Below are 18,894 nucleotides of genomic sequence, written 5' to 3'. Positions count from 1 at the left end.
TTAGTGTTTCCATTCCGGCATTGTCAAGGCGGTCGTGAAGCGCCTGCAATTTATCTTCAAGGCACGCCTTTGCGCTTCCCAGCAATTGCTTTTTCTGCTCAAAAAGGGCGTAAACATACCCATGGCCTTTTTGGAGCAAATCGAAATCCTCGGGATAGAGATTTTTATAGATGACCATGGCCAGCTGCCGGTCCGGCTTCGTGGCCCCAGCCCGCTGCCGCTGAGGCGTCCACGGTAAACGCTGAATTCGTTGACGATGTTGGAAACCAGGCGCATGTCGCCAAGATATAAGGACACGTCCTGTAAAAACAGTTTGGAAAAAAGCCCAGAAAAGCCGGCTTCCTCGAATTGCTGCAAGAGCTGGTCGCAGGAATTGGAGGCATCTACGTAGGGTACGACAGGGATGATAAAATCGAAGAACTTGCTTCGGTCCGAGGCCGTGAACACGTCGTCCCGAATGAGATAAAAGAACCGAAGAGGCTTTTTCCTTTGACGCAGTCCCAGCTTTTCACGGCTGTATGCCAGGTCGCTGATCTCCCGGAGCTTTTCAAAGATCAAGGTCACATCGTAGCGGTCTAAGTCCTCGAAAATAATGGCGTCGGCGTTGGCCTGGTCAAATAATTGGAGAACACGGTGCAGGAATTTGTCAAAATACGTATCCTCCTCGGCACTGAACAGTTCAATACCCACAAGTCCCTTTAAATCTACCTTTTTAAAGAATACCCGGAAAGGGTATGTCCGCAGAATGTAGAACATCCCGCAGCCAAGCAGAATCAGAAATAACCCTATGCCAATCAGACGGCCATAGGGGTTGGTGGTAATTTGCAGAAGGGATTTTACCTGGCTTTCGCCTAAACCGGAGACTGCGGAAACCAATTTTTGAAACTGAAAAACGTATATGCCGGACACGATAAAAGCCAAGAAGCTCAGCACCATCAGGAGATGGCGTTTCCAGGAGATTCTGCCCTGCGGCTGAATGTAGGACGGTGGAAGTTCTTTCTCCGGGATTTGGTGCAGAAGCTGGTTGATGATCTTTCCTTCCAGGATGTTTACCGTTTTTGTCGGGTCGGCCGGATTGCCAGCGGATTGCCCTTGCTCTTCAAATCGGGCCAGGGAAATATGGATGAAGGTTTGCTTTTTGTGGATATTTTCATAGCTGCGGATAACGCTGCTTTTCCCGGAACCGTAGGAGCCGGTAAGGGCAATATTGCGGATTTTGCCGCTGAAAAATACGTAATCCAAGGCTTCCTGATAATGATGAAGGTCAATCGCGTCATTGGGTGTCAGCGGCCTGAACTTGTTCTCAAAGGGCAATCAAATTCCCTCCTTTCGATAACACCAAGGCGATGTTGTATTTCATAGCCTGTCACATCATCGCTGATTCCTACATCAAATAAAACTTTTAGTTTAATTTGCCTCGATTCAAAGACAATTTCAACAACAGCATTTTGAACTCTGGAGTAAGCCATGAAGCAAACTCACAGGCAATCAGCGGATGCGCAAAGGTCCCTCCAGATTTGCCTTGCTTAGAAAAAATGCCAATCGCTTTTGTTCTGTCGATCCACAGCTTTGGCGTCAGCGTAAATGAAGCCGCTTTCTTTTTCTCCAGCAGTTCCATATAACCGGCCTCACTGTAGTCAGGATTATTCTCTTTCTCCCATAAGTTCAAAAATGCCAATGTGTTACCACTCCGCAGCCAACTTTGAATCACATATCCCGGTGAATCTTCGCTTTGAGCCTGGGCGATCTTGGTAAGGGAAACATAATTTTCATCTTGCTCTTGCCTAAGAACCGCTTTGCGTTCCACTCCAGCTTGAGACAGTCATTCTCGTCTTCTTTCAGGCGCTGGTATTCTTTCAAGAGATAAAGTTTAAATACGGGACTGATTGCGGAGCCAAATTCAAAGGCAATATCTTTATGGGCGTAAGTTCCCCCATACCGGCCAGACTGTACATACATTCCGATGGCGTGCGTTTGCTCAATCCACTCTTTTGTGCTGTGTGTGAATGTATGCAGTCCCACCCAGATTTTAAAGTGGTCGAATTCGACCACTTTAAAATCTGGGTTATAAAGAATCTCCCATGTTCCCCAAAATTCCAACGTGGAACGGGCACGCAGCCAGTTTTTGATTACATCTGCGGCTCTGGAGGAATCTGTGCGGGCTTTTGCCATATCGGTCAGACTGATGTATTCCCGCTGATCCAAGTTGAGAATTGTCACGGGGATGTTCTGGACAGTTATAATTGCGTTTTTTGGGGAACAACTCATACGGCATTACCTCTGATTTCTTCCCGCACTTAGATTTGAAATACGCTCTAACAGCTTTTGGCAGCCTTCCAGCACATCTCGCCAAGTGGTGTCAAAGTTACCCGTATACCAGGGGTCCGCCACATCGCCGGGGCGGTCCATGAAGTCCAGCAGCAGCTTGATTTTCCCCTCCGGATCGCCGCCGCAGATACGGTTCATATTGCGGATGTTAGCCCGATCCATGCCAATCAGGAGGTCGTACCGGGCATAGTCGGCCCTTGTGAGCTGCCGGGCGGTTTTCCCGGCACAGCTGATTCCGTGTTCCGCCAGCTTCCGACGGGCGGGAGGGTAGACCGGATTGCCGATCTCTTCGGTGCTGGTGGCGGCAGAGGCAATTTGGAATTGGCCCTCCAGCCCCGCTTGTTTCACCAGGTCCTTCATTACAAACTCGGCCATCGGGCTGCGGCAAATGTTGCCGTGGCAGACGAACAAAATTCTTGTCATATCCTGAAACCTCTTGAAAGTATTGATATTCCGGGCCTCGCAGGTGTTTTGCGGCAGTTTCTTCTGCTCATTCTCTTGGCATATCCCGGCATAAAATAGCACAGCTTTGACCCCAAAAGTAGTAGGAAAGGTAGTAAATCAAGGGTGCTTATCCCGTTTTACTACCCGCCGCTGGCAACCCGTTCCAGCTCCGCCTGCGCGTCCTCAAAGCCCAGGTGGGTGTAGGTGTTCAGCGTGACGCCCATATCCGAGTGGCCCATGAGGTATTGCAGCGTCTTGGGGTTCATGCCGCTCTTTGCCATGTTGGAACAGAATGTGTGCCTGCAAACGTGCGGGGTGACTTTGGGCATCTGCACCTTGTAGATGCTGTTGTATTTCTGGCAGATGTGCTTGAAGTAATGCTCCCAGTGAAGCGCCACCATCGGCTTGCCGTCCTTATCCAAATACAGAAAGCCGCACCTTCCGCCAATCATCGGCTCGGTTTTGGGCCTTGGCCTGCTGGCGATAATGCGCTGGAAGCACTGGTACACATCGTCCGTCATGGGGATTTCCCTCGTCCCGCTGGCAGTTTTCGTGTCCTCAATGATGTACTCCATATTCCGCTTTCGCTGAAGCTGGTGGTTGACGCTGATTTTGCGGTTCTCCATGTCCAGATCAGCCAGCGTCAGCCCTACGAACTCCGAAATGCGAAGCCCCGTCTTGAACAGGATATAAATGCCATCATAGTACCGGGAAAAGTGCTTGTCACCCTTTACAAATTCCAGAAATGCCCGCTCCTGTTTCCTTGTGATCGCTTCCCTTGTCACGCTGTCGTTGACAACAACGGTGGCAAGCTGAAACTCAAAGGGATTTTTGCGTATCAAATCATCGTCCACAGCCATCTGAAACGCAGGCCGGACAACGCCCCGAATAGAGTGGATGGAGCTGTACCCCCTGCCGTCCTGCTGTAACTTGATAAGCCAGCACTTGGCGTCGGACAGCTTCACCCGGTCAATGCGCTGTCTGCCGAAGTCCTCTTTCTTGATGATATTGAGGACAAAGTTATAGTTGGCTTCTGTGTTGTGCCGGACGCCGGTTTTCTGGGAGAGGTACTTCTTCACCAAATCCAGAACGGTCATCTCTCCGCCGCGGGGAATAATGGCGTCCTCAATGTCCCGCCGGATTTGCTTCTCCTTTTCCCGCAGGGAAAGCCCGTCTGGTTTGCCCTGGGGCGTGCTGTCCGTGGCTTCCAGCTTCCAACTGTAAACATACTGTGGCTTGCCGGTGGTGTCGATGTATTTGTACGCATATCGTCCGTCTTTGCGTTGGCTCTCTCCGCTGCGAAGAATGCGGTTCTTGCTGTCACGTCGCTTTTCGCTCACGTCTATGCTCCTTTCTGTGAAAAGAGCCTCGGCACGATATAATTATATTATACCATAACCGAGGCTCATTTTCCATATCAATCTGACCGCTTTCTTGAAACTTTTCGCAAAGTGCGGCGCTTAAATTGACGACAGCTCATCCAAAAACTGCTCAAATCGCTGGCGTTTGATAAGGATTTTCACGCCATTCTGAATGACAAAGCCAGCGTCCAAATCAGTATTTAGTATATCTTTATTTAATTGCATTGGATTTCCAATATCGGGCAAATTCGGTTGTGATTCTCTTGCATAGCTTCAGAGCGTCTTTTGCTTGGGGTATGTTACGCAATAGAACGCCATTTTGCCGGGGTTAGGTATAAATCCTCCTGCAAAAACACGTCCACAAAGCCGCTTGCAGTAAGGCTCTTTGGGCTTCTATTGCGCAACATGAGGGTATGAAAAAGCGGCGTTCCTGTTCTCCCTGTTATGGGATAGAGAAACGCCGTGTCCATGTCATATTCAGTTTTCATTTGTTCTTTCAATGCTGTGCTGATATTGGGGCTTGCAGGATTCCGCGCATATCAAGGATCTTTCCCTTAAAAGTAGTAAATTCGGCTTAGAATCCTGCTTATATGCCCGTAAATCAAGGCCTTTTTGAGATAATCAACCATTTTCATTTATAAAATTTTTTGAACCGATAAAACCACTGCAGTCCCTTGGTTTTCAATTTCAAATTGTATTATTCTACAAATTTTTTTATAAAAAACCGTCAATATACCATCTTTGCATTTTGAGAATTTGTTGTAAAATAAAAATCACAGATATAAAATTTTATAAGGAGGAAATTTTATGCCGCATATCACTGTTCGGGGAATCGATTCCCAGGAGCTCCGCGGAATGAGCACGGAGCTGAAAAAGGCCGTTGTCGACGCCGCCCAAGTGAAAGAGGAGCATGTAAAAGTCTTCTACTCTCCCGTGTGCCGGGTAGACGCGCCGGAGGAGGTGGCGGTGGACGTCTACTGGATGCATCGCCCCCAGGAGCTCTGCGACAATGTAGCAGGCGCACTGACTCAGCTGATGAAAACCAAGGGTAAGGATTTTGTTCAGGTTACTTTTACAGAATTTCCTGGCAGTCACTTCTATGAAAACAACGAGCATTATTAAGAAGGGCCGCGAGTCAAAGCCGGACGAGGGGAGCTTGACCGCCGGGTGATGTCTACAAAATGAAGAAGGTGAAACGTGTGGTAAAACTTACAGAATACGAGCAGAAAATGCTGGATGGGGAGATGGGGCCTTTTAAGCAGCGTGCCATCCGAAAGATTGTCGATTACGCCAACGCCCTGGGCGCGGAGGAACTGTGCGAAGTCACAAAGGCCACCGTATATTTTGGCTATCACGCCTATTTGGATGCGGTGAAATCCGAAGATTACGATGAGATTTTTTCCAGAATGGTTCTGTGCAGTGATCAAAAGTATCATTTGGAGAAATTTTGCGATACCTGCTTTACGCAGACCTGCGTGGGCGCCTGCGACCAGTTCTGTTATGAGCCGGTAAATCTCTCGAGGGAAGTGTACGAGAAGAACCGTAGATTCCTCGATCTGACGAGGGATGTCGGAGTCAGCATCGCCGGAAGCTGCACCCCGTACCTCAGCGGCTGGATTCCCCTGCGGGGTGAGCATTTTGTATCCACGGAATCCAGCAATATTCTTTTCTGCAATTCGGTCTATGGCGCCTGCGCCAATGCCGACGGTCTGGAGGCCTCCGCCTGGTCGGCGATCTGCGGCAGAACGCCGCTGTGGGGAAATCATATCCTTGAAAACCGTTATGCCACGCATGTGATCGACGTACAGTGCAGGAGCGAGTCCGCCGTGGATTGGGACCTCATGGGACATGCGCTGGGGCGGCTTTTGACGGACGGCAATGCCAGGCCGGTCCTGACCGGGAATTTTCACCGTCCCGATGTGAACAAACTGAAGAAGTTTTTTAGTTCTCTGGCAACTACCAGCGGCTGCGAAATCTGCCATATTGTAGGCTGCACTGCGGAAGCTCCCACGCTGGAAGCCGCTCTGATGGGCCGCCGGCCCGCCGCACAGATCACGCTCACGCAGCGGGATTGTGACAATTCTCTTGCGGAAGTCTGCGACGAGGGCTCCGCTGATGTACAATTGGTGACGCTGGGCTGCCCCCACTATACGCTGGAGGAGATCCGCAATGTGGCGATGCTGCTGAAAGGGCGAAAGGTCGCCGATGGGGTCCGGCTGCAAATCTGGACGGACATGACAATGCAGCATTTGGCGGAGGTCAATGGCTACGCGCAGATCATCCGGGACGCGGGAGCGTATCTTCTCAACAGCTCCTGCCCAATGGTTGCTGCCCGAACCGCTTATGACATTGTGACCACAGGCTTTGCCGCCGACGGCGCGAAGCAGTCCCACTATGTCCATTCCGACTTAAACGGCAGAAACTGCAAAGTGTTTTACGGCAGCACGGCGCAGTGCGTGGAGGCCGCCATTCAAGGAAGATGGGAGACGTGAGTATGGAACGGTTGAAGTTAAAAGGACGTCCGGCCTATCCTGGCAGGGCTGCCGGAGAAGCCCTGGTCTGTCCCCACAGCATCCAGGGCTGGGCCGGAGTGAGTGAGGAAACCGGCTGCATTATTGAGGCGGGGCACCCGGAATTTGGAAAAAGCATACAGGGCAAGATCCTCGTAATCCCCTATGGAAAGGGCTCCACCGGCTGGTCCGGGCATTTCCACTCTGCCGCTGTCGCCGGTTTTTCCCCGGCAGGCTGGCTGTTCTCAAACATCGACTCTCGCTGCGGCGTAGCTGCTGCGGCCCTGGAGGTCCCCGCCGTGGCGGATTTTCCGGCAAGTGTCGACCTTTTCACAGCGATTAAGACAGGGGACTGGGTGGAATTAGATGGCGGCACCGGTGAAGTAGTCGTCACAAAAAGGTAGGAGAAAACCATTTATGAAGTCAGCATGGTCAACCCCCAGCGCTCCGCGGCCTTCCAGCTGGATTGCGCAGGTCAGCAAATCGGACGCTCTGGGAGCCGCCTGGGTTTCCGGACTGATCTCCCAAGAGGCCGGCGGCGAAGTCATAACGGGAACTTCCGTGGCAGAGCAGACGCGGTTAATACTGGAAAATTTGAAAAACATTGTGGAAGACATGGGTCTCACAATGGAACATATCATCAAAACCAACATCTTCATGCGGGATTTGAAGGATTTTAATGAGATGGACGCTGTTTACCGGCGATATTTTAATTCCGAGAACCCTCCCGCGCGGCAGTGCGTAGAAGCTGGCGTCTGGGGCGGCCTGGATGTGGAAATCAGCGCAGTGGTTGTTTTGCGCTGAGCGATCCATCCGGATTGTCTTGGACAACAGCGGAGTACAGTCACCTGCAATACGGGACGAAAAGCGCAAGACCTGTACTTTTTCAGAAGGTTTGCTTCGATGAAAGGAGAAAGCGCATGAAAGACATAGTAGAAATCCGGTGGCATGGCCGAGGAGGGCAGGGAGCAAAGACGGCGTCCCTGCTGCTGGCGGATGCCGCGTTCAACACGGGGAAATACGTCCAGGGCTTCCCGGAGTACGGCCCGGAGCGGATGGGAGCGCCCATCACCGCCTATAACCGCATCAGCGCTGAGCGGAGCACAGTCCACTCCAATATCTACGAGCCGGATTATGTGGTCGTCGTGGACGAGACCCTGATCTCCGCGGTGGATGTAACAGCCGGCCTCAAAAAAGAGGGCGCCGTCCTCATCAACTCCAGCAAATCCCCGGAAGAGCTGCGGCCCCTGCTCGAGGGCTACGAGGGCCGGGTCTGCACCATCGACGCCGGCAGGATTTCCGAGGAGGAGCTGGGAAAGAACTTCCCCAACACCCCCATGCTGGCGGCGATTGTCAAGGTCAGCGGGGTGGTGGACGCCGAACAGTTCGTCAAGGATATGGAGGCGTCTTTCAAGCACAAGTTCGCCGCCAAGCCCCAGGTCATCGAGGGGAATATGCGGGCGCTCAAACGTTCGATGGAGGAGGTCAAGGAAGGATGAGCCATTCAGCGAAGGAAATGACCCCGCAGGTCACGTGGAAGGACATCACCCCCGGCGGCGCCATCTTTGAGGGCGGCACGTCCCAGGCCGTGGAGACCGGCGACTGGCGGACCGTGAAGCCGGTGCTGGATAAGGACAAGTGCAGACAGTGCCTGCTGTGCGCGCCGGTGTGCCCGGATATGTCCATCCCCGTGGGCGGGGACGGCAAGCGCCAGGACTTCAATTACTTTTTCTGCAAGGGCTGCGGCATCTGCGCCAATGTCTGCCCCTTCGGGGCCATCGCCATGGTCAAGGCCGAGAAGTAAGGAGGGGTAAGGAGAAATGAGTATCAGAGAAAGACTGTCCGGCAACGAGGCCGTAGCCTACGCGATGAAGCAGATCAACCCCGGCGTCATGGGCGCGTATCCCATCACGCCCAGCACCGAGATTCCCCAGTACTTCTCCGCTTACGTGGACAACGGGGAGGTAGACACAGAATTCATCGCCGTGGAGTCCGAGCACAGCGCCATGTCCACCTGCATCGGCGCGGAGGCGGCGGGCTGCCGGGCAATTTCCGCCACCAGCTCCTGCGGCCTCATCTACATGGCCGAGATGCTGTATGTGGCGGCCAGCGACCGCCTTCCCATCACTCTGGCGGTTTCCTGCCGGGCCCTCAGCGGCCCCATCAACATCAACAACGACCACTCCGACGCCATGGCGGTGCGGGACTCCGGCTGGCTGATGCTGTTTGCCGAGACGAACCAGGAGGCTTACGACAATTACCTCCAGGCCATGCGCATCGGCGAGGCGGTGAGCCTGCCCATCATGATCTGCCAGGACGGCTTCATCACCTCCCACGCCATCGAGAACATCGAGCTGGAGGAGACGGAGGCGGTGCGGAAGTTCGTGGGCGAGTACAAGCCGGCACACTTCCTGCTGAACAAGGACGAGCCCATGGCCGTGGGTCCCTACTCCACGCCCGTTTACTATATGGAGACCAAGCGCCAGCAGGCCCAGGCCATGCTGGACGCCAAGAAGGTCATTAAAGACGTGGCCGACGAATTCGCCGCCTGGACAGGCCGTCAGTACGGGCTCATCGAGACCTGCGAAATGGACGATGCGGAGACGGCGATCATCATCATCGGCTCCTCTGCCGGCACGGCCCGGGAGACCATCAAGCAGCTCCGCGCTCAGGGTAAGAAGGTCGGTATGATTAAAATCCGCTCCTTCCGTCCCTTCCCGGCCGAGGAAATCGCCGAGGCGCTGAAAAACGTGAAGGCCTTCGCCGCCATGGACAAGGACGACAGCTTCAACGCCCACTGCGGCCCCATCTTCGCGGAAACCTGCGCGGGGCTGTACGCCAATGGAATCAGCGGCCCCAAGGGCATCAGCTATATCTACGGCCTGGGCGGCCGGGACGTGCGCGTGGAGAGCATCCGGCACGTGTTCGCGGACCTGGAGAAGATTGCCCAGACCGGCGAGGCGGGCGAGACGTACCGCTATCTGGACGTGCGCGAGTAAAGGAGGGAACCGTCAAAATGGCCTATAATCTGAAAGAAAATGTCATGAAAGAGGACCGCTTTACCGGCGGTCACCGGATGTGCGCGGGCTGCGGCTGCCCTATCGCGGTGCGGACGGTGCTGCGGGCGCTAGAGCCGGAGGACCACGCGGTGGTCTGCTCCGCCACCTGCTGCCTGGAGGTCTCCTCCTTCATGTATCCCTATACGTCTTATAAAGACAGCTTCATTCACAACGCCTTCGAGAACGCGGCGGCGACCCTGAGCGGCGTGGAAACCGCTTACCACGCCATGAAGAAGCGGGGCAAGATCGACAGCACCTACAAATTCATCGCCTTCGGCGGCGACGGCGGAACCTACGACATCGGCTTCCAGAGCCTCAGCGGCGCCATGGAGCGGGGACACGACATGGTGTATGTCTGTTACGACAACGAGGCGTACATGAATACCGGCATTCAGCGCTCCAGCTCCACGCCGAAGTTTGCCGACACCACCACCACTCCGGTGGGGAAGGCAGTCCCCGGCAAGCCCCAGCAGAAGAAGAACCTGACGAAAATCATGGTGGCCCACGGGATTCCCTATGTTGCCCAGACCACCTTCATTGGGAACTTCAAGGACATCACGGAGAAGTCCCGCAAGGCGGTCTATACCCCCGGCGCGGCGTTTTTGAACGTCATGGCCCCCTGTCCCCGGGGCTGGCGGTATCCCAGCGAGAAGCTGATGGAGATCACCAAGCTGGCCGTTGAGACCTGCGTGTGGCCGCTGTATGAGGTGATCGAGGGCAGGTACATCCTCAGCTACAAGCCGAAGAACAAGCTCCCTGTCACGGAGTATCTAAAGGTTCAGGGCCGCTTCGCCCATATGTTTAATCCCGGTAATGAGTGGATGATTGAGGAGGTCCAAAAAGAAGTCGACAAAAACTGGGAGGACCTTCTCAAGCTCTGCGAGTTATAAATCTGCTTACCTTCTATTCTCTCTAAAAGGCTGCCAGGGTCTCGGATCTTCCGGGGCCCTGGCGGTCGTTATATCTCCAAAGCTTTCCATAATATCGTCACCGTAAGAGAACAGGCGGCCGGAAGGATTTAACACAAAAAATGTTTGAGCCAGATCCTGAAATTTTCAATGGGGTTGATTTTCAGGAAACAGAGCGAAAGAAATAGATGTCTGTACCTGGTATTTTAGCCAGAGAAAAAGCTGGTTTTGTCAAGGAAAATGCGTGTGCTGCGTGGTTTGGGTATCCTCGTCTTTCTCAAAGAAGAAGTCGAATCCGGGGTTGCTTTTCTCGATGGTCTCGCTAATTACAGGCCCTTCGCCACAGAGTGTGGAGAAAAAGGATATTACCTGCCAATTTTAGCGGCAGCAATGCCGCCGCGCTTGCATTTCCTGGTCGCTGATCCGTCAAAACACCAGTTGGGGATATACCCACTTCCGGATAAACAGCCGCCTATGGAACAATTGCCGCCTAGACGGGTCCATAACGACCGCCAGGGCCCCGGAAGATCCGAGACCCTGGCAGCCTTTTAGAGAGAATAGAAGGTAAGCAGATTTATAACTCGCAGAGCTTGAGAAGGTCCTCCCAGTTTTTGTCGACTTCTTTTTGGACCTCCTCAATCATCCACTCATTACCGGGATTAAACATATGGGCGAAGCGGCCCTGAACCTTTAGATACTCCGTGACAGGGAGCTTGTTCTTCGGCTTGTAGCTGAGGATGTACCTGCCCTCGATCACCTCATACAGCGGCCACACGCAGGTCTCAACGGCCAGCTTGGTGATCTCCATCAGCTTCTCGCTGGGATACCGCCAGCCCCGGGGACAGGGGGCCATGACGTTCAAAAACGCCGCGCCGGGGGTATAGACCGCCTTGCGGGACTTCTCCGTGATGTCCTTGAAGTTCCCAATGAAGGTGGTCTGGGCAACATAGGGAATCCCGTGGGCCACCATGATTTTCGTCAGGTTCTTCTTCTGCTGGGGCTTGCCGGGGACTGCCTTCCCCACCGGAGTGGTGGTGGTGTCGGCAAACTTCGGCGTGGAGCTGGAGCGCTGAATGCCGGTATTCATGTACGCCTCGTTGTCGTAACAGACATACACCATGTCGTGTCCCCGCTCCATGGCGCCGCTGAGGCTCTGGAAGCCGATGTCGTAGGTTCCGCCGTCGCCGCCGAAGGCGATGAATTTGTAGGTGCTGTCGATCTTGCCCCGCTTCTTCATGGCGTGGTAAGCGGTTTCCACGCCGCTCAGGGTCGCCGCCGCGTTCTCGAAGGCGTTGTGAATGAAGCTGTCTTTATAAGACGTATAGGGATACATGAAGGAGGAGACCTCCAGGCAGCAGGTGGCGGAGCAGACCACCGCGTGGTCCTCCGGCTCTAGCGCCCGCAGCACCGTCCGCACCGCGATAGGGCAGCCGCAGCCCGCGCACATCCGGTGACCGCCGGTAAAGCGGTCCTCTTTCATGACATTTTCTTTCAGATTATAGGCCATTTTGACGGTTCCCTCCTTTACTCGCGCACGTCCAGATAGCGGTACGTCTCGCCCGCCTCGCCGGTCTGGGCAATCTTCTCCAGGTCCGCGAACACGTGCCGGATGCTCTCCACGCGCACGTCCCGGCCGCCCAGGCCGTAGATATAGCTGATGCCCTTGGGGCCGCTGATTCCATTGGCGTACAGCCCCGCGCAGGTTTCCGCGAAGATGGGGCCGCAGTGGGCGTTGAAGCTGTCGTCCTTGTCCATGGCGGCGAAGGCCTTCACGTTTTTCAGCGCCTCGGCGATTTCCTCGGCCGGGAAGGGACGGAAGGAGCGGATTTTAATCATACCGACCTTCTTACCCTGAGCGCGGAGCTGCTTGATGGTCTCCCGGGCCGTGCCGGCAGAGGAGCCGATGATGATGATCGCCGTCTCCGCATCGTCCATTTCGCAGGTCTCGATGAGCCCGTACTGACGGCCTGTCCAGGCGGCGAATTCGTCGGCCACGTCTTTAATGACCTTCTTGGCGTCCAGCATGGCCTGGGCCTGCTGGCGCTTGGTCTCCATATAGTAAACGGGCGTGGAGTAGGGACCCACGGCCATGGGCTCGTCCTTGTTCAGCAGGAAGTGTGCCGGCTTGTACTCGCCCACGAACTTCCGCACCGCCTCCGTCTCCTCCAGCTCGATGTTCTCGATGGCGTGGGAGGTGATGAAGCCGTCCTGGCAGATCATGATGGGCAGGCTCACCGCCTCGCCGATGCGCATGGCCTGGAGGTAATTGTCGTAAGCCTCCTGGTTCGTCTCGGCAAACAGCATCAGCCAGCCGGAGTCCCGCACCGCCATGGCGTCGGAGTGGTCGTTGTTGATGTTGATGGGGCCGCTGAGGGCCCGGCAGGAAACCGCCAGAGTGATGGGAAGGCGGTCGCTGGCCGCCACATACAGCATCTCGGCCATGTAGATGAGGCCGCAGGAGCTGGTGGCGGAAATTGCCCGGCAGCCCGCCGCCTCCGCGCCGATGCAGGTGGACATGGCGCTGTGCTCGGACTCCACGGCGATGAATTCTGTGTCTACCTCCCCGTTGTCCACGTAAGCGGAGAAGTACTGGGGAATCTCGGTGCTGGGCGTGATGGGATACGCGCCCATGACGCCGGGGTTGATCTGCTTCATCGCGTAGGCTACGGCCTCGTTGCCGGACAGTCTTTCTCTGATACTCATTTCTCCTTACCCCTCCTTACTTCTCGGCCTTGACCATGGCGATGGCCCCGAAGGGGCAGACATTGGCGCAGATGCCGCAGCCCTTGCAGAAAAAGTAATTGAAGTCCTGGCGCTTGCCGTCCCCGCCCACGGGGATGGACATATCCGGGCACACCGGCGCGCACAGCAGGCACTGTCTGCACTTGTCCTTATCCAGCACCGGCTTCACGGTCCGCCAGTCGCCGGTCTCCACGGCCTGGGACGTGCCGCCCTCAAAGATGGCGCCGCCGGGGGTGATGTCCTTCCACGTGACCTGCGGGGTCATTTCCTTCGCTGAATGGCTCATCCTTCCTTGACCTCCTCCATCGAACGTTTGAGCGCCCGCATATTCCCCTCGATGACCTGGGGCTTGGCGGCGAACTTGTGCTTGAAAGACGCCTCCATATCCTTGACGAACTGTTCGGCGTCCACCACCCCGCTGACCTTGACAATCGCCGCCAGCATGGGGGTGTTGGGGAAGTTCTTTCCCAGCTCCTCCTCGGAAATCCTGCCGGCGTCGATGGTGCAGACCCGGCCCTCGTAGCCCTCGAGCAGGGGCCGCAGCTCTTCCGGGGATTTGCTGGAGTTGATGAGGACGGCGCCCTCTTTTTTGAGGCCGGCTGTTACGTCCACCGCGGAGATCAGGGTCTCGTCCACGACGACCACATAATCCGGCTCGTAGATATTGGAGTGGACTGTGCTCCGCTCAGCGCTGATGCGGTTATAGGCGGTGATGGGCGCTCCCATCCGCTCCGGGCCGTACTCCGGGAAGCCCTGGACGTATTTCCCCGTGTTGAACGCGGCATCCGCCAGCAGCAGGGACGCCGTCTTTGCTCCCTGCCCTCCTCGGCCATGCCACCGGATTTCTACTATGTCTTTCATGCGCTTTCTCCTTTCATCGAAGCGTTTCATCCTTAACAGCAATGACCTCAATTTCGCATAACAGTTTTTTCGGCAGCTCCCGCACCGCCACACAGGACCGGGCGGGCTTACTGACAAAGTGCTTTTCGTACACGGCGTTGAACGCCGAAAAGTCCGCCATATCAGCCAGAAAACAAGTGGTTTTAACCACATTTTCAAATCCCATGCCGTTGGCCTCCAGGATTGCCTGCACATTCTGGCAGCACTGTTCCGCCTGGGCGTCAACGGTATTGCCGGAGACTTCTCCGGTGCCGGGCACTAGGCCGGTCTGCCCGGATATGAAAAGGAAATCACCGGTCCCAATTGCCTGAGAATAGGGCCCGATAGCCGCGGGAGCCTTGGGAGTAAATACTGTTTTCATATTAAATCCTCCTATTGTTTATGATAATGGACCGATTGGCCTGAACGCCATCGCCGGCCATATGGGGGCGCCGGCGTCCAAACGCGCTGCGCTGTCGGACAGACGGTTTTCAAAACCGAAGAGGCTATTTCTGCTCCAGGAAGGCCCAGACGCCGCGGACAAAACGCTCCATACCGTCCTCCGCCGTGCAGCGGGGACAGGCCAGATTGATCCGCAGAAAGCCGTCGCCGCCCTGGCCATAGCCGGCGCCGTCGATAAGGATCAGTCCGGTATTCTCTTTTAGAAAGCCGGCCAGCGGTGTGGAATGCTCGGAAACGGCCCGGCAGTCGAGCCACAGAAGATACGTGGCCTCGGAGGGCGTTATCCGCACCTCTTTCACTTGCCGGGCCACATAATCCCGCACGTAGGACTTGTTTTCAAACACATACTGCCGCAGCGCGTCAAGCCACGCGCCGCCCTGGCCGAAGGCCGCGTTCGGGGTAATAGCACCCAGAATGCTGGCCTCGCCCACTTCGTCGGTGTTCAAGCCGCGCCATACCCGATGACGCAGGACAGGGTTGGGTACGATGACGGCAGAGCTCTGGATGCCTGCCAGATTGAAGGCCTTGGTGGGGGACACGCAGGTGATGCTGATCTGCGCTGCATCAGGGGAAATGCTGGCATAGGGAATGTATTCTTTACCGGGGTCTGTCAGGTCACAGTGGATCTCATCAGAGAGCACCAGCACGCCGTATTTGCGGCACAGGGCGGTAATCTGCAATAATGTGTCCCGCCCCCAGATCTTTCCCACGGGATTGTGGGGATTGCACAGTACCAAAATGGACACTTGGGGATCGGACAGCGTTTCCTCCAGCAGGGCGAAATCAATGTCATATGTACCTTCATGGCAGCACAGCGGGCATTCTGCCACCACACGGCCGTTATTGAGGATGGAATTATAAAAAATGTTATAGGAGGGTGTCAGCACCGCCACCTTTTCGGCAGGGGTGGTCAGTTTGCGGATGACGCTGGAAATGGTGGGGATCACACCGGCGCTGTATATCAGCCAGTCCCGCTGGATGTTGAACTGATGACGTGCGGCCCACCAATCAATATAGGCGTCATACCAGGTGTCCGGCAAGTCGGCATAGCCGAACACGCCGTGCTCTATCCGGTCGGCAAAGACCTTCTTGATTTCAGGCGCGGTTTCAAAGTCCATGTCTGCCATCGACATCGGCAGTTCATTTTCCTTGACGTTCCACTTGGTGCAGCCGGAATTCCTTCTGTCTTTCAACTGGTCAAAGCAGTAGCTCATGGTCTCATCCTCCGTCATTTAGCATTTGGTGGTTATTGGTGGTTTCAAGGTCTTCTGGGCGGGTGTCCGCGATTATGCGGGCCGCAGTCCCGCAGCAGCAAAGCCATGGCCGGCTGCGTGTATGAGGCCGCCTTTGTTAAGTCAAGTGTATCCGGCGGCGGCAAAAAACACAAGTAAGTTTCTATCAATCGCAAGATAATCAGCAAATTATCAATTTGAAATGAGAATGGTCTATTGATTCAGACAATCACAAATATCTCGATATTCAGCGTGGCTCTCTATTACCTGCAATCCGGGCAAACAATAAAACGGCTGTCGTCTCCGTAAATTCCACATCACTTGTATCCGTGCGGGTGTGACGCGCACTCGGCTGCAGCTCCTCGCTGCCTTCAGATAGCCTCTGGGGATCCATACGCGGCACGGGTGATTTTCTCCTGGATGCCATACCCCCATATGGCTGGATGAGTGCAAGCCGCTTATCAGGATGTGCAGGAGCGGAGGCGGGGGAGGCATCATGGTGTCCTCTGTTTGGTTTCTCGGACTGACGCAGTTCCTTCATGGGCCGGGCAATAACCGAGGGCAGAGATCTCCCGCGTTTTTGATGACCTGCTTCGTCTTATGGGAGAGGCGGGGTCAGGATGGCTCAAAATTTCTCACCTTCTGTAGAATGAAAAAAACGGACATCTTCTGATGTCCGTTTTCTTGGCGCATATGAAGTTTTGACCGGCATTGGGGGCAAATCTGTTGATTGGTTACATGGCGGCAGTTCGTGCTGTCATATTCTTGAGGCTCCAAAATCCTAGATATTCTACCCTGATAATAGGGATTTTTGGCGACGCCTATGTCAAAACGGCATACCCCTGTTTTATTTTGCTTCCAGAAGATTTGTCATGCTCCTCAGGCTAATTGCCAGCGTGGACAGATTGTGCAGTGCGGCGGACGTGGCCGGCGGAATGACACCCAGCGCTCCCAGCGCAATCAAACCGCTGTTGAAGCCGATCACAAACCGGTAGTTGGACCGGATGCGTTTCATCAGCTTTTCAGCGGCCATACGCAGACTGACCAACTCGTAGAGGCTGTCCGCGGCAATGGTTATATCCGCGATCTCCCGTGCGATGGCCGCCCCGTCGCTGATGGCAATGCCGATATTCGCTTTTGACAGCGCAGGGGAATCGTTGATGCCGTCGCCGATCATGATTACAGTATGGCCCTTTGCCCGCTCCGTCTCTACAAAGCTGGCTTTGTCCTCCGGCAGAACTTCCGCGCGGTACTCGTCCACCCCTACCTGGGCGGCAATGGCGGCGGCAGTGCGCTCGCTGTCTCCGGTGAGCATGACAATCCGCCGGATACCCAGGCTGCGCAGACTGCGGATAACCTGACCGGCCTCTGCCCGCAGGGGATCAGAAATACAGATGACCGCCGACAACACGCCTCCAATGGCCAGATACAGGTGGGAATAGTGTTCCGGCAGGGTGTCGTAGCGCACTTGTTCCCCCTCGGGAATAACACACCCCTCGTCCTCAAAAACAAAGTGGGCGCTGCCGATCACAACGCGCTTGCTGCTGATTCGGCTGGCAATGCCGTGGGCCACCAGATACTCCACCTCGGAGTGCATCTCCTCGTGGGACAGCCCCCGCTCCCGGGCGGCCTGGACCACGGCGTTGGCCATGGAGTGAGGGAAGTGCTCCTCCAGACAGGCGGCCACCCGGAGCATATCGGCCTCATTTTGCCCGCCGAAGGGGATGACCGCCTCCACCACCGGGCAGGCGTGGGTCAGAGTGCCGGTCTTGTCGAAGACGACGGTATCCGCCTGGGCCACAGCCTCCAGATATTTGCCGCCCTTTACTGTGATGTGAAAGCCGCTGGCCTCCCGCATGGCGGAGAGGACCGCCAGAGGCATAGCCAGCTTCAAGGCGCAGGAGAAGTCCACCATTAGGACGGAAAGGGCCCGGGTGACATTTCCGGTCAACAGCCAGGTGAGCATACTGCCTGTCAGAGTATAGGGTACCAGCCGGTCCGCCAGATTGGCCGCCCGGCTCTCCGCTGTGGATTTCAGGAACTCCGACTGCTCGATCATGGCGACGATCTTGTCATAGCGGCTGCTGCCGGACTGGCCGGCTACCTGCAGGACGCACTCGCCCTCCTCTACCACGGTCCCGGCATAGACAGTCATGCCCGCGCCCTTGGGCACCGGGACGGATTCCCCGGTGAGGGACGCCTGATTGACCATGACCTCTCCCTCTGCGATCACGCCGTCCAGGGGGATCATGCCGCCCAGCCGGACGCATATCCGGTCGCCTGTCTGAATCTGCGAGAGCGGCGTCAGCACATCCCCCTGGGGCGTTTTCAGCCAGACGCGGTCGATGTTCAGGGACATGCACTGGGCCAGATCGCTGACAGACTTTTTGTGGGTCCACTCTTCCAGCAGCTCTCCCAGTCCCAGCAGGAAGCGCACCGAGGAGGCGGTGGCAAAATCTTTTCGCAGCAGTGAGATTCCGATGGACAACCCGTCCAGCACATCCACATACAGCTGTCCCCGCAGAAGGCATTTTGCCCCGCGGAGCAGGTAGGGAAGGGCCTTCCAAATGGTGTAGGCGGCCCGGAGGGGGGCGGGGAAAAATAGCGCGCCGGCGGCCTTGAGTGCGATCATCCCCGTCAGCTTTTCCTCATAGGCCCGGTTAATTTCGCGGGTGCTGTGGGATGGGAGATGTTCTTTCAAGCCCTCTGTTTGATAGGAGAACCGGCTGAGAGCGGGAATGATGTCCTCTCTTGGGCCCTGATACTCCACAATCGCGCAGCGGGTTCGTTCATGGACCGCGGTGCGGGTGACCTGCGGCAGGCCCCGCAGATACAGCTCCAGCAGATCGGCTTGCTCCAGAGACATCCGCGGCTGAGCGAGCTGTATCCGCATGCGGCCCTGTGCCTCATGCTTGATGATAAACTTCATATTGACCTCCAAATGTAGAGACAGGGGGCCGCAGAGCAGT

22 protein-coding genes are annotated in these 18,894 nt (G+C 55.6%); 9 read left to right on the top strand and 13 right to left on the bottom strand.

The genetic code is table 11. The features are described 5' to 3' along the window. The 6 genes from C816_RS17610 to C816_RS25725 all read right to left on the bottom strand — a co-directional run bounded on the left by C816_RS17610 (nucleotide 1) and on the right by C816_RS25725 (nucleotide 4,358). A complete protein-coding gene (locus C816_RS17610; RefSeq protein WP_016323765.1) occupies nucleotides 1–1,314 on the bottom strand; it encodes a YobI family P-loop NTPase in 1,314 nt (437 codons plus the stop codon). Nucleotides 1,315–1,402: 88 nt separating this feature from the next. Beyond that, nucleotides 1,403–1,807, bottom strand: coding sequence for a KilA-N domain-containing protein (locus tag C816_RS23000; protein ID WP_081646403.1), 405 nt, complete (start codon nucleotides 1,805–1,807; stop codon nucleotides 1,403–1,405). After that, nucleotides 1,708–2,268, bottom strand: coding sequence for a KilA-N domain-containing protein (locus C816_RS17600; RefSeq protein ID WP_016323763.1), 561 nt, complete (start codon nucleotides 2,266–2,268; stop codon nucleotides 1,708–1,710). Before C816_RS17600 ends, C816_RS23000 begins: the two co-directional genes overlap by 100 nt. 6 nt (nucleotides 2,269–2,274) lie before the next feature. Further along, nucleotides 2,275–2,751, bottom strand: coding sequence for a low molecular weight protein-tyrosine-phosphatase (locus C816_RS17595; protein WP_016323762.1), 477 nt, complete (start codon nucleotides 2,749–2,751; stop codon nucleotides 2,275–2,277). 161 nt (nucleotides 2,752–2,912) lie between these two features. Further along, on the bottom strand, nucleotides 2,913–4,112 hold the full coding sequence (locus C816_RS17590) for a site-specific integrase (protein ID WP_016323761.1): 1,200 nt from the start codon (nucleotides 4,110–4,112) through the stop codon (nucleotides 2,913–2,915). Between the two features lie 120 nt (nucleotides 4,113–4,232). Next, nucleotides 4,233–4,358: a MerR family transcriptional regulator gene (locus C816_RS25725; RefSeq protein ID WP_081646402.1), complete on the bottom strand. Its 126-nt coding sequence runs from the start codon at nucleotides 4,356–4,358 to the stop codon at nucleotides 4,233–4,235. Nucleotides 4,359–4,940: 582 nt separating this feature from the next. Here C816_RS25725 and C816_RS17585 point away from each other — a divergent pair. The 9 genes from C816_RS17585 to C816_RS17545 all read left to right on the top strand — a co-directional run bounded on the left by C816_RS17585 (nucleotide 4,941) and on the right by C816_RS17545 (nucleotide 11,162). Beyond that, on the top strand, nucleotides 4,941–5,255 hold the full coding sequence (locus C816_RS17585) for a DUF1904 family protein (protein ID WP_016323760.1): 315 nt from the start codon (nucleotides 4,941–4,943) through the stop codon (nucleotides 5,253–5,255). A 77-nt stretch (nucleotides 5,256–5,332) separates the two neighbouring features. Then, nucleotides 5,333–6,625, top strand: coding sequence for an aconitase X (locus C816_RS17580; RefSeq protein WP_016323759.1), 1,293 nt, complete (start codon nucleotides 5,333–5,335; stop codon nucleotides 6,623–6,625). A gap of 2 nt (nucleotides 6,626–6,627) precedes the next feature. Further along, nucleotides 6,628–7,047 (top strand): aconitase X swivel domain-containing protein, encoded by a 420-nt coding sequence (locus tag C816_RS17575; protein ID WP_016323758.1) that lies wholly within the window; start codon nucleotides 6,628–6,630, stop codon nucleotides 7,045–7,047. A gap of 13 nt (nucleotides 7,048–7,060) precedes the next feature. Continuing rightward, nucleotides 7,061–7,447 carry a RidA family protein gene (locus tag C816_RS17570; RefSeq protein ID WP_016323757.1) on the top strand — a complete coding sequence of 129 codons (387 nt, stop codon included), beginning with the start codon at nucleotides 7,061–7,063 and terminating at the stop codon, nucleotides 7,445–7,447. Nucleotides 7,448–7,563: 116 nt separating this feature from the next. After that, the gene (locus C816_RS17565) at nucleotides 7,564–8,142 is read left to right on the top strand and encodes a 2-oxoacid:acceptor oxidoreductase family protein (protein WP_016323753.1); all 579 of its coding nucleotides are present in this window, start codon (nucleotides 7,564–7,566) and stop codon (nucleotides 8,140–8,142) included. Further along, the gene (locus tag C816_RS17560; RefSeq protein WP_016323754.1) at nucleotides 8,139–8,447 is read left to right on the top strand and encodes a 4Fe-4S binding protein; all 309 of its coding nucleotides are present in this window, start codon (nucleotides 8,139–8,141) and stop codon (nucleotides 8,445–8,447) included. Before C816_RS17565 ends, C816_RS17560 begins: the two co-directional genes overlap by 4 nt. 16 nt (nucleotides 8,448–8,463) lie before the next feature. After that, nucleotides 8,464–9,642, top strand: coding sequence for a pyruvate ferredoxin oxidoreductase subunit alpha (gene porA / locus C816_RS17555; protein ID WP_016323755.1), 1,179 nt, complete (start codon nucleotides 8,464–8,466; stop codon nucleotides 9,640–9,642). Between the two features lie 17 nt (nucleotides 9,643–9,659). Continuing rightward, on the top strand, nucleotides 9,660–10,592 hold the full coding sequence (locus C816_RS17550) for a thiamine pyrophosphate-dependent enzyme (protein ID WP_016323756.1): 933 nt from the start codon (nucleotides 9,660–9,662) through the stop codon (nucleotides 10,590–10,592). 264 nt (nucleotides 10,593–10,856) lie between these two features. Beyond that, nucleotides 10,857–11,162, top strand: a complete 306-nt coding sequence (locus C816_RS17545) for a hypothetical protein (RefSeq protein ID WP_040655999.1) — start codon at nucleotides 10,857–10,859, stop codon at nucleotides 11,160–11,162. 22 nt (nucleotides 11,163–11,184) lie between these two features. Here the strand turns inward: C816_RS17545 and C816_RS17540 are convergent, their stop codons facing one another. From C816_RS17540 to C816_RS17510, 7 genes are all read right to left on the bottom strand, one after another. Next, a complete protein-coding gene (locus tag C816_RS17540; protein ID WP_016323756.1) occupies nucleotides 11,185–12,117 on the bottom strand; it encodes a thiamine pyrophosphate-dependent enzyme in 933 nt (310 codons plus the stop codon). Between the two features lie 17 nt (nucleotides 12,118–12,134). Next, nucleotides 12,135–13,313 carry a pyruvate ferredoxin oxidoreductase subunit alpha gene (gene porA / locus C816_RS17535; protein WP_016323755.1) on the bottom strand — a complete coding sequence of 393 codons (1,179 nt, stop codon included), beginning with the start codon at nucleotides 13,311–13,313 and terminating at the stop codon, nucleotides 12,135–12,137. A gap of 16 nt (nucleotides 13,314–13,329) precedes the next feature. Next, on the bottom strand, nucleotides 13,330–13,638 hold the full coding sequence (locus C816_RS17530) for a 4Fe-4S binding protein (RefSeq protein ID WP_016323754.1): 309 nt from the start codon (nucleotides 13,636–13,638) through the stop codon (nucleotides 13,330–13,332). Further along, on the bottom strand, nucleotides 13,635–14,213 hold the full coding sequence (locus tag C816_RS17525) for a 2-oxoacid:acceptor oxidoreductase family protein (RefSeq protein WP_016323753.1): 579 nt from the start codon (nucleotides 14,211–14,213) through the stop codon (nucleotides 13,635–13,637). The genes C816_RS17530 and C816_RS17525 overlap by 4 nt, the downstream gene beginning before the upstream one ends. Nucleotides 14,214–14,226: 13 nt before the next feature. Continuing rightward, nucleotides 14,227–14,613 carry a RidA family protein gene (locus C816_RS17520; RefSeq protein ID WP_016323752.1) on the bottom strand — a complete coding sequence of 129 codons (387 nt, stop codon included), beginning with the start codon at nucleotides 14,611–14,613 and terminating at the stop codon, nucleotides 14,227–14,229. Between the two features lie 124 nt (nucleotides 14,614–14,737). Continuing rightward, nucleotides 14,738–15,907, bottom strand: coding sequence for a MalY/PatB family protein (locus tag C816_RS17515; protein WP_016323751.1), 1,170 nt, complete (start codon nucleotides 15,905–15,907; stop codon nucleotides 14,738–14,740). 865 nt (nucleotides 15,908–16,772) lie between these two features. Beyond that, on the bottom strand, nucleotides 16,773–18,854 hold the full coding sequence (locus C816_RS17510; protein ID WP_016323750.1) for a heavy metal translocating P-type ATPase: 2,082 nt from the start codon (nucleotides 18,852–18,854) through the stop codon (nucleotides 16,773–16,775). Nucleotides 18,855–18,894: the final 40 nt, after the last annotated feature.

Source organism: Oscillibacter sp. 1-3 (assembly GCF_000403435.2).
Taxonomy (GTDB): Bacteria; Bacillota; Clostridia; order Oscillospirales; family Oscillospiraceae; genus Oscillibacter.
Note: the sequence above shows the minus strand (reverse complement) of the source record. Positions and strands in the feature narration are given on the sequence as shown.

What these genes read in the sequence shown, in the direction of transcription:
- C816_RS17560 (WP_016323754.1), top strand. Translation starts at nt 8,139, where the DNA reads ATGAGCCATTCAGCGAAGGAAATGACCCCGCAGGTCACGTGGAAGGAC.
- C816_RS17530 (WP_016323754.1), bottom strand. Translation starts at nt 13,638, where the DNA reads ATGAGCCATTCAGCGAAGGAAATGACCCCGCAGGTCACGTGGAAGGAC.
- C816_RS17515 (WP_016323751.1), bottom strand. Translation starts at nt 15,907, where the DNA reads ATGAGCTACTGCTTTGACCAGTTGAAAGACAGAAGGAATTCCGGCTGC.
- C816_RS17550 (WP_016323756.1), top strand. Translation starts at nt 9,660, where the DNA reads ATGGCCTATAATCTGAAAGAAAATGTCATGAAAGAGGACCGCTTTACC.
- C816_RS17595 (WP_016323762.1), bottom strand. Translation starts at nt 2,751, where the DNA reads ATGACAAGAATTTTGTTCGTCTGCCACGGCAACATTTGCCGCAGCCCG.
- C816_RS17510 (WP_016323750.1), bottom strand. Translation starts at nt 18,854, where the DNA reads ATGAAGTTTATCATCAAGCATGAGGCACAGGGCCGCATGCGGATACAG.
- C816_RS17520 (WP_016323752.1), bottom strand. Translation starts at nt 14,613, where the DNA reads ATGAAAACAGTATTTACTCCCAAGGCTCCCGCGGCTATCGGGCCCTAT.
- C816_RS17525 (WP_016323753.1), bottom strand. Translation starts at nt 14,213, where the DNA reads ATGAAAGACATAGTAGAAATCCGGTGGCATGGCCGAGGAGGGCAGGGA.
- C816_RS17540 (WP_016323756.1), bottom strand. Translation starts at nt 12,117, where the DNA reads ATGGCCTATAATCTGAAAGAAAATGTCATGAAAGAGGACCGCTTTACC.
- C816_RS17570 (WP_016323757.1), top strand. Translation starts at nt 7,061, where the DNA reads ATGAAGTCAGCATGGTCAACCCCCAGCGCTCCGCGGCCTTCCAGCTGG.
- porA (WP_016323755.1), top strand. Translation starts at nt 8,464, where the DNA reads ATGAGTATCAGAGAAAGACTGTCCGGCAACGAGGCCGTAGCCTACGCG.
- C816_RS17565 (WP_016323753.1), top strand. Translation starts at nt 7,564, where the DNA reads ATGAAAGACATAGTAGAAATCCGGTGGCATGGCCGAGGAGGGCAGGGA.
- C816_RS25725 (WP_081646402.1), bottom strand. Translation starts at nt 4,358, where the DNA reads ATGCAATTAAATAAAGATATACTAAATACTGATTTGGACGCTGGCTTT.
- C816_RS17585 (WP_016323760.1), top strand. Translation starts at nt 4,941, where the DNA reads ATGCCGCATATCACTGTTCGGGGAATCGATTCCCAGGAGCTCCGCGGA.
- porA (WP_016323755.1), bottom strand. Translation starts at nt 13,313, where the DNA reads ATGAGTATCAGAGAAAGACTGTCCGGCAACGAGGCCGTAGCCTACGCG.
- C816_RS17575 (WP_016323758.1), top strand. Translation starts at nt 6,628, where the DNA reads ATGGAACGGTTGAAGTTAAAAGGACGTCCGGCCTATCCTGGCAGGGCT.
- C816_RS17600 (WP_016323763.1), bottom strand. Translation starts at nt 2,268, where the DNA reads ATGAGTTGTTCCCCAAAAAACGCAATTATAACTGTCCAGAACATCCCC.